Source organism: Rhodoferax sp., from assembly GCF_037143375.1.
GTDB lineage: Bacteria > Pseudomonadota > Gammaproteobacteria > Burkholderiales > Burkholderiaceae_C > Rhodoferax.
Genome location: NZ_JBAWYV010000283.1, coordinates 1 through 2288 on the forward strand (window position 1 = coordinate 1; position 2288 = coordinate 2288).

3 protein-coding genes are annotated in these 2288 nt (G+C 52.2%); all 3 read right to left on the reverse strand.

What is annotated here, in order from left to right; genetic code table 11:
* A partial coding sequence (locus WCG50_RS19015; RefSeq protein WP_336901164.1) for an ATP-binding cassette domain-containing protein occupies positions 1–392 on the reverse strand: 392 nt, incomplete at its 3' end.
* A gap of 35 nt (positions 393–427) precedes the next feature.
* Entirely contained in the window at positions 428–1312 is an 885-nt protein-coding gene (gene pstA / locus WCG50_RS19020) for a phosphate ABC transporter permease PstA (RefSeq protein ID WP_336901165.1), read from the reverse strand.
* On the reverse strand, positions 1309–2274 hold the full coding sequence (pstC, locus tag WCG50_RS19025) for a phosphate ABC transporter permease PstC (RefSeq protein WP_336901166.1): 966 nt from the start codon (positions 2272–2274) through the stop codon (positions 1309–1311). Before pstC ends, pstA begins: the two co-directional genes overlap by 4 nt.
* Positions 2275–2288 lie beyond the last annotated feature (14 nt).

Below are 2288 nucleotides of genomic sequence, written 5' to 3' on the forward strand. Positions count from 1 at the left end.
CGCTCTTCCATATCGCTGGTATTGAGCGACTCGAAAAGTTTGACGCCAAAAGCGATGTTGTCAAAAATCGACATCGGAAACGGCGTCGGTTTTTGGAAAACCATGCCCACTTTGGCGCGCAGCAGAGCCACGTCTTTTTTGCTGGTCAACAGGTTTTCACCGTCGAGAATGATTTCGCCTTCAGCCCGTTGTTCGGGATACAGCTCGAACATACGGTTGAATACGCGCAACAAAGTCGACTTGCCACAACCGGACGGACCGATGAACGCCGTGACTTTGTTTTCTGGAATTTCAAGGTTAATACCCTTGAGCGCATGGAACTTTCCGTAATAAAAGTTCAAATCCTTGACGGAAATCTTCGTCTTTTCAGTTGTTGTAACAGCTGTAGTCATGGTTGCCTTTGTTCGTAGCTTTAACAGTAGTTAGCTCAGGATTTATTACGGGTCAGTACTCGGGCCAGGATGTTCAGTCCCAGAACCGCGATCGTGATGATGAACACACCAGCCCAAGCCAATTTTTGCCAATTCTCATAAGGACTCATGGCGAACTTGAAAATGGTCACCGGCAAACTGGCCATCGGCTCGCTCAGGCTGGAAGTCCAGAACTGGTTGCTCAAGGCCGTAAACAACAACGGTGCTGTTTCTCCGGCAATGCGGGCCACAGCCAGCAAAATACCGGTCACCACGCCAGAGCTGGCTGCCCGTAAAGTGATGCTCAAAATCACTTTCCATTTGGGAGCACCTAATGCATAAGCCGCTTCACGCAAGCCGGGTGGGACCAGTTGGAGCATGTTTTCGGTGGTGCGAATCACGACCGGAATCACAATCAAAGCCAGCGAAGCAATGCCGGCGTAGCCTGAAAACGATTTGAACCGTGTCACGATCACTGCGTAGACAAACAGGCCAATCACGATGGAGGGTGCAGACAACAAAATGTCATTGACAAAACGCGTCGTCGAAGCAAGCCAGCCTTTAGAGTCAAACTCGGCCAGATAAATGCCTGCCATCACCCCGATTGGTGTGCCAACAAAGGTCGCCAGCGCCACCATCAAAAAGGAGCCATAAATGGCATTGGCCAAACCACCCGCATCGTTGGGAGGGGGGGTCATTTGGGTCAGCGTGTCGAGCGTGAGTCCATCAATGCCCAGACGTACGGTCTCGAACAAGATCCAGCACAACCAGAACAGGCCAAAGGCCATGGCTGTCAACGACATGGTGAGAGCTACGCGATTGACAAACTTGCGCTTGGCGTAACGAGCCTGACGCGACTGATCCAGTTCGGCAATGGAAGTCAATGTATTTGCCGTGCTCATGTTCGTGCTCCTTCGTTTTTCTTGAGTTGTGCAAGCAAAATCTTGGACAGTGTGAGCACAACAAAGGTGATGAAAAAGAGTACCAGACCGAGGTACATCAGGGACGCTTGGTGCAAGCCTTCACCAGCTTCGGCAAACTCATTGGCCAAGGCGGAGGTGATGCTGTTGGCGGCCTGAAACAAACTCAGAGAATCCAGTTGGTTGAAATTACCGATGACAAAAGTAACCGCCATGGTTTCACCAATGGCACGACCGAGTCCGAGCATGATGCCGCCAATGACACCTGACTTGGTGTAAGGCAACACCACCGTAGACACGACCTCCCAGGTCGTGGCACCCAATCCGTAGGCCGATTCTTTGAGCAGCGTGGGGGTGACTTCAAAGACATCTCGCATGACTGCCGCAATGAACGGAATGATCATGATGGCCAAAATGATGCCGGCCGACAAAATGCCGATGCCCACAGGAGGACCCGAGAAAAAAGCACCCAGGTAAGGCACACCGGTAAATATGTTTTGCAAGGGTTGTTGGACGTAGGTGGCCAACAAGGGGCCAAACACCAGCAGTCCCCACATACCGTAAACAATGGAAGGGATCGCCGCAAGCAACTCAATGGCCGTGCCCAACGGGCGCTTGAGCCAGGCAGGCGCGAGTTCCGTCAGGAACAAGGCAATACCAAAGCTGACGGGGACCGCAATAACCAGGGCAATGATCGACGTCATCAAGGTGCCGTAGATCATGACCAGGCCACCGAATTCTTCTTTGACCGGATCCCATGTCGTATTAACTAGAAAGCTGAGACCGTATTTACTGATCGCAGGCCAGGCGCTAACGGTCAAAGACACCAGAATAGCGAACAGCATCGCCAAGGTGAAAAATGCCGAACCTTTGGCCAACAGGCCGAAGATTCGGTCTGCCATGGGGCCCGAGCGGGGCGCTTTGGCGGGAGGAGGATTAGTCATTACACGTCCAGAAG